Below are 5,683 nucleotides of genomic sequence, written 5' to 3'. Positions count from 1 at the left end.
ACCGTAATTAGTGTTTTTTCGCCTTTTAATATTGCTTTTGCTTCTCCTACACCTATAAATAAACTGGCAACATTAAATATAATTTTACCATGATTGTAACGCGCTTGATTATCAAAACCACCAGTTTCAACTCCATAAGCTTTAATACCTGTCCAAATGCCAGATGTAGCATTTGTGAATTTTTCCAGATCGGTAAATGTTGTATAAGCTATTTTTATTATTGCAAAAGCTTTTTCTCTTGTTTCAAAACATTCACGCGTCCAAGCTCTGTAATTCCTAATGTCTAAACAAGTGGTAAATTTATAAATATCAAAAACACCTACAGCTGTCTCTATCAGACCGTCAGTAAATCCTGCGATCAAAGCTGCATCTTGAATATAAGGAACATTTTTATCATGATCCCACAAACAACGAGGGATGTATCCCTCTTTTTGTGTGGCATAATCTGTTTTGCAATTTTTAATAAAATCGATTATTTTTTCGAAATTTTCAAAACTAGCTTTTCCAAATATTGATTCTTCTAAGGCAATATGTTGTAATAATGAGTTTTTTAAAACTTTTAAATTGTCATTAGTTACAGCCTGATTTTCTGTTGGTTTGAAATAGGTAACATAAAATTTGTCACCAAATTTTGAGATTAAATCTGAAACTATTTTTAACTCATTTAAATCAATTTCTTTGTTGTTTTTATTCGCGTCATAAAATTGGTTCGATGTAATTGAACCATTTCCCTCTCCATTACCTGAATTTCCACACCCTAATAAATCAGAATACGTATCAATATTCTTTGCCTCTTTAACTGATTTATTGTCATTAATAAATTTTAGCAACTCTTGTTTAGCCTTAACTTTATCTTGCTGCACCCGATAGCGCGGATTTGCAATCCGTGCCCACAATCTACATTGACAAAAATCTAACAAAACAAATTCCAATTCGTTCTCTAAACCCGCATAATTCCGAGCGGTCGGGTTTCTATGGAAGATGTGGCTACGCTAGAACAACTAAAACTAATAAACGAACTTGACCACGAAGAAAAAACAATACTCCTTAAACTCATTGAAACTTTTGTGTCAAAAAAGAGATTTAAAGAGTATTTACAGAACAATATCGCTACGCTATGAAAAATAGTTTTATGAACCTTATTCGATGTTTTTGTATCTAAAAAGCGTTCAAATTCTATCGCAGGAAACACCTAATAACAAAGCGTCTCTAAAATTTGATCTCCAAACAAAAGAACCAATATCTCTGTACGGGTCTTTCGAATATTGTGGGAAGAAAAAGTAATCGTATTCAAATTTATCTTTAAGATTTACATTACTACAGTATCCTTTAAAATCAATTCCTGATAGATTAAAATCTAGATAATCAAAAAATTCTTTATCATATCCATTTTTATTTATCACTTTAAAAAGAGTTTTTAAAACTGCTTTTGCATCTTCTATTCGTTTAAGATACAATAAATTGTTGTTCTTCAATGACTCAATAAATTTCTCAACATCTTGCCAGTCAAATGAATCATTAAAATTCGCTAAATCAATTTCCATATCAATGGTCTGGCCATCAATAAGATTTGAATTTTCTAAAGCTCGCCACATATTTTGATTCTCATCATAGATAAAGCTATACTCACATTCTTTTATAGTTAGTTTTTTTATTTCCATTACTGATTTCCTATCATTTTTACCCCATCAATTATCTGGAAGCAATGCGGACAGCGACACATATTTCCAAATGTTGGGCGACCTTTTACTAAAACGTGTACTTTATTCAAATCCTGAATTGAATTAAATTTTCCAGCTTGCTTTAGCTGTTTAATAACTTCATTTGTTGCTAAAACTTCTGCGTGTGTTCCTGCTAAACCAGCATTTTGAATTTTCTCTAAAGGAACATTTGAATAAAGTTTTTGATAAAGACTTCCTCCTTTATCAAAGTCGTTCTTAATCATTGTTAAATAATCAAGATGTTGTTTTAATTCTGGCTCTAATAAATTTACATTAAAATTTTTATCGTTATATTTTAGAACCACGTTACCACCTAATTCTGGAGAATATGCCCCAGCTACTGCAACCTGATTATTTGAAGGCGGTAAAGCATTTTCAATGGCATTCAAAATTTTCGTTTCAGTTGGGTCTGCTTTTGTAATGATTGCATTCTTTGTGTCATCCCAAACTTTATGACCTACATTTGGATATGTTTTATTTTTAATGAAATTCCCATTAGCTTTCCAATAATTAACCAATGAAGTATTCCCATTCATTGCTCTTAACGCATCATCACTCGCTCCAGCAAACTCATCTAAAAATTTAGCTTTAGCGACATCATCAAGAAGATTTACTTCAGCTTTTAATGCTGTTAACCCAAGATTATCAAGCTTTGACACCAAACTCCCCGCCCCCTGCACAACCTTAATATTTTCCTCGCGCGCGCGATTTTCTAAAACAGAACTCTCCCACAAAACATATTTTTGAGAAAACGAATTTTCTAAAACGCCACTTCTTGCAAAATTATCAAGACAAATTTTTAACTCACTTTCTAGTTTGTTATTTTCTGTTTTTGGGTAGGAAACAGCATAGTTTGGCAAGGCAACTTTTGAGAATGCGGTCGTTGCACTTAGGTTGAACCAAGTGAGAAGGAAGAGGGATATTTTGAGGAGGAGTTTCATTAAAGAGCCTCTTCTTCTGTTTTTAAACCATTTATAAACTCTTCAAAACTATTAGTAATTTTACGTAAAGGTTCATCATCTCCTAAACCAACTAAATCATAATAAATTACTCCTTCATCATTACTTCCAATTGAGACGTAAAAAGGTCTGCCACCTGGGTCGGTAGCAAAGGGTATCAAATCATTTCTTCCTATACCTTCTTCTTCATCACGTACTGCTGGTAAAATTAACTCAACTGAAGCATTACGATTTTTGAGTAATGGAAGAAATGAAATATAGTATTGGTCACCATAAAATGCCTCCAAAATCTTTGCTCCATTATATTTTACAAAAAAATCTTTTAGATAATTTGGTAATACAACATTGTTTGCTAATTCAAAAAGCTCTATTTCATCTTTATTTAATGGAATAAATGAACTGTCAATTGTTAAATGTCTCATTATATATTGTTTTTATTGATTAGTAACCACTTCCGTTAAACATTTTGTATTGTGCTACCCCTCCCGAATGTCCCATTCCTACTACTTTTGTATGAGCAGATTGATCAACTAATTGAGCGGTAACTTTACCTGTTACGGGATTAAAATCATCTAAGTGATGCCAAGTAAATTGAATATCTCCTCGCTTAGGAGCATCATAACCAAAGCTTGAAAAACCAGCAGCTTCATTAGCAGCTTTAAAATCATTTCTCATATTTCCTGTCATTGTAATTTCTACCACATTTTTTTGTCCTGATTGTAAGGAGGTTTTTGGATAAAGGTATTTTCCGCCTTTAGTAGTATAGTCAGGGGCAAGCATACCTTTGCTTAAGTCTACATCTATGTCCGTATTTGCAGTTGATTTATATGATGGTGCATATTCCTTTACCACAACTTGCCCATTCTTATTGGTTTCAATACTTAACACTCTGTTTGAATTTGTGCCTCGTTCTGTTTGCACCAATAATCTCCCATTGGCATCAGTGGTAGTTTCTAACACTGTTTTACTTCCTATTGAACTTTCTAATTTCTCAAAAATCTTCGCTTCTGCATTTGCACCTGTTAAAACATTTCCTGCATCATCAACAAAATTTAAACTTTTACCACTTGTCCAAGTCTTTAATTTAGTTGCTCCGTTTTGGTTAAGCTTTGTTATTAGGCTACTTGGCACGAGATTCCCCGCCGTGTTAACTCCTTTCTCTATTTCATCCAAGAACTCCTCCGCATTGGTAGAAGTAATTTTTCTGCCATATTTTTGAAAGGCTAAATCTATCCCTGATAATGAAATAGTACTTACAGCATACCATTTGTTTATGGTATTCCAGCGTTCCAGCTTTTTTTGCCCTTCTGGAGAGTTGCTCCACTCCTCGGCAAGTGAATTTTGGATATAGATATCACCTAATCCCATACCAACATCAGTCATCGCTTTGACCCCAATATAGGCAGCATAAGCCGTTCTGCCTGTCATGTAAGCATCATAGGCGATGCCTATTTCTCCTACTCCCAATCCAAGCAACGCTACTTCAAAGGTAACTTTTGAAGTGGTAATTACCAAATCCCTGCGGTCTTTATTGAATAAATAAAGCGCTTGAATGGCAGGCATTCGTGCGGTAGTACCTGCTTTAAACACCCCTACATTATCTTTAAAATGCACCAATACGTAATCATTATAAGCTACAGTGATTTCAATTTTGGAAACAGGAATACATTCTTTGCACTGTCCCGAAGCCTCTCGTATAAGTTGAATGCCCTCTTTTTGAATGCTTGCTGTTACCTTGTTTTCTTCAAACTCGATTTTCTTTAATGAACCTTCTAAAGCATTTTTGACAGCAACTTCTCCTTTCATAGGATAATAACTTAATATCCAACCATTGAGTTTATTGGCTATATCATCAAAAGTTTTGAATTGTGTCTTATCCAATAATGGAAAAATTACATTTTCTGAAACAAACCAATCTAATAAAGCTTTTTCATCTGCTGTTTTTGTTGATAAAATAAGTTTGTATACAAGGGGTTCATAGCAATTACCAATTCGAGAATTAGGATAGCTTTCACTTTCTAAGCAACTTGTTACCGTCCAATTTTTTAACATTGTTTTTAACAATTCCTTTCTTTTTTCTAAAGGAATTGTTGCCAAACAAGTTGCGCTTTTGCTTGCAAAAAAATGATTTACTAAATAATCGACATCTAATTTATTGAAATCTGCTGGTAATGTAGGACAGTCAATCAAGGCTGTTTGAGAACTACTAGTATTACTATTACAAGCAACAAAACCCCAATAAGTAACCCTGTTCTCGTCCTTTAATTTTTGTTGGAGCGATTGATTATCGGCATATTTTTTAATGAAAGTAACTAATTTTTTGTTGTCTTCCGCTTTTATAATTTTTTGTAGCTCTTCGGTATAAATAGTTCTTAAAAAATTGCTTTTTCCACAATCTTGGTCGTTATTATAGAAAAGATAAATTTTAGTGTTTAATTCTGGTTCTTTTTTTAGTGTTTCAAAAATTTCCCCATCAGTACCAATATATTTATCGTTTTCCCATTTGTAAGTTGCTTTATTAGAGATAAATCCGCCTACAAATCCTTCTGTAACTGAATTAAGATTTGCAACCGTTGTTTCATCACCATTGTTTACAAAACTAAAATCTGGTGCAAGACCATAACCCCCAGCCAAAGCCCCATCCGCATCATTCTGAAACAAATACGGTTTCCATCCGCCACCGTGAATGCTTTGCCAGTTGTTGTGGTCTAGTTTAGTTCCGTCGGCATAATCCATTAATAATGTGGTGCTGCCTTTAGTCGTTTTAAACTCAGTAAAAGGGTGCTCTAGTCTTAACGCTCCATGTCCTAGTTCGTGTGCTAATGTGTGATTTTTATTGTCAAAAATAAAACCATACTGGCGTCCTAATGGCATGAAACCGTCGACTCCGTTATCAGCGGTACTGCCTGTATAAAGCATGTAATACGTTTCCTTATCATAACTACTACCAAGAGCTTTCCGGATTGCAGTAGTTATGCTTATTTGATCTAGGGTATAGGTGTT

5 protein-coding genes are annotated in these 5,683 nt (G+C 33.8%); all 5 read right to left on the bottom strand.

The features are described from left to right. Nucleotides 1–863: hypothetical protein (locus tag BMW63_RS17485; protein WP_139174288.1), on the bottom strand; the 863-nt coding region annotated here is incomplete at its 3' end. 306 nt (nt 864–1,169) lie between these two features. Next, nucleotides 1,170–1,661, bottom strand: coding sequence for a hypothetical protein (locus BMW63_RS17480; RefSeq protein ID WP_074724751.1), 492 nt, complete (start codon nt 1,659–1,661; stop codon nt 1,170–1,172). Continuing rightward, nucleotides 1,661–2,662 carry a hypothetical protein gene (locus tag BMW63_RS17475; protein ID WP_074724750.1) on the bottom strand — a complete coding sequence of 334 codons (1,002 nt, stop codon included), beginning with the start codon at nt 2,660–2,662 and terminating at the stop codon, nt 1,661–1,663. Before BMW63_RS17475 ends, BMW63_RS17480 begins: the two co-directional genes overlap by 1 nt. Further along, nucleotides 2,662–3,102: an SMI1/KNR4 family protein gene (locus BMW63_RS17470; RefSeq protein WP_074724749.1), complete on the bottom strand. Its 441-nt coding sequence runs from the start codon at nt 3,100–3,102 to the stop codon at nt 2,662–2,664. The genes BMW63_RS17475 and BMW63_RS17470 overlap by 1 nt, the downstream gene beginning before the upstream one ends. Nucleotides 3,103–3,121: 19 nt before the next feature. Continuing rightward, nucleotides 3,122–5,683 (bottom strand): HNH endonuclease (locus tag BMW63_RS17465; RefSeq protein WP_139174286.1); only part of this gene is annotated, 2,562 nt, incomplete at its 5' end.

The sequence above is a fragment of the Flavobacterium frigoris genome (assembly GCF_900111075.1).
Lineage (GTDB): Bacteria > Bacteroidota > Bacteroidia > Flavobacteriales > Flavobacteriaceae > Flavobacterium > Flavobacterium frigoris.
This window is presented reverse-complemented; position numbering and strand designations above follow the sequence as displayed.

What these genes read in the sequence shown, in the direction of transcription:
- BMW63_RS17480 (WP_074724751.1), bottom strand. Translation starts at nt 1,661, where the DNA reads ATGGAAATAAAAAAACTAACTATAAAAGAATGTGAGTATAGCTTTATC.
- BMW63_RS17475 (WP_074724750.1), bottom strand. Translation starts at nt 2,662, where the DNA reads ATGAAACTCCTCCTCAAAATATCCCTCTTCCTTCTCACTTGGTTCAAC.
- BMW63_RS17470 (WP_074724749.1), bottom strand. Translation starts at nt 3,102, where the DNA reads ATGAGACATTTAACAATTGACAGTTCATTTATTCCATTAAATAAAGAT.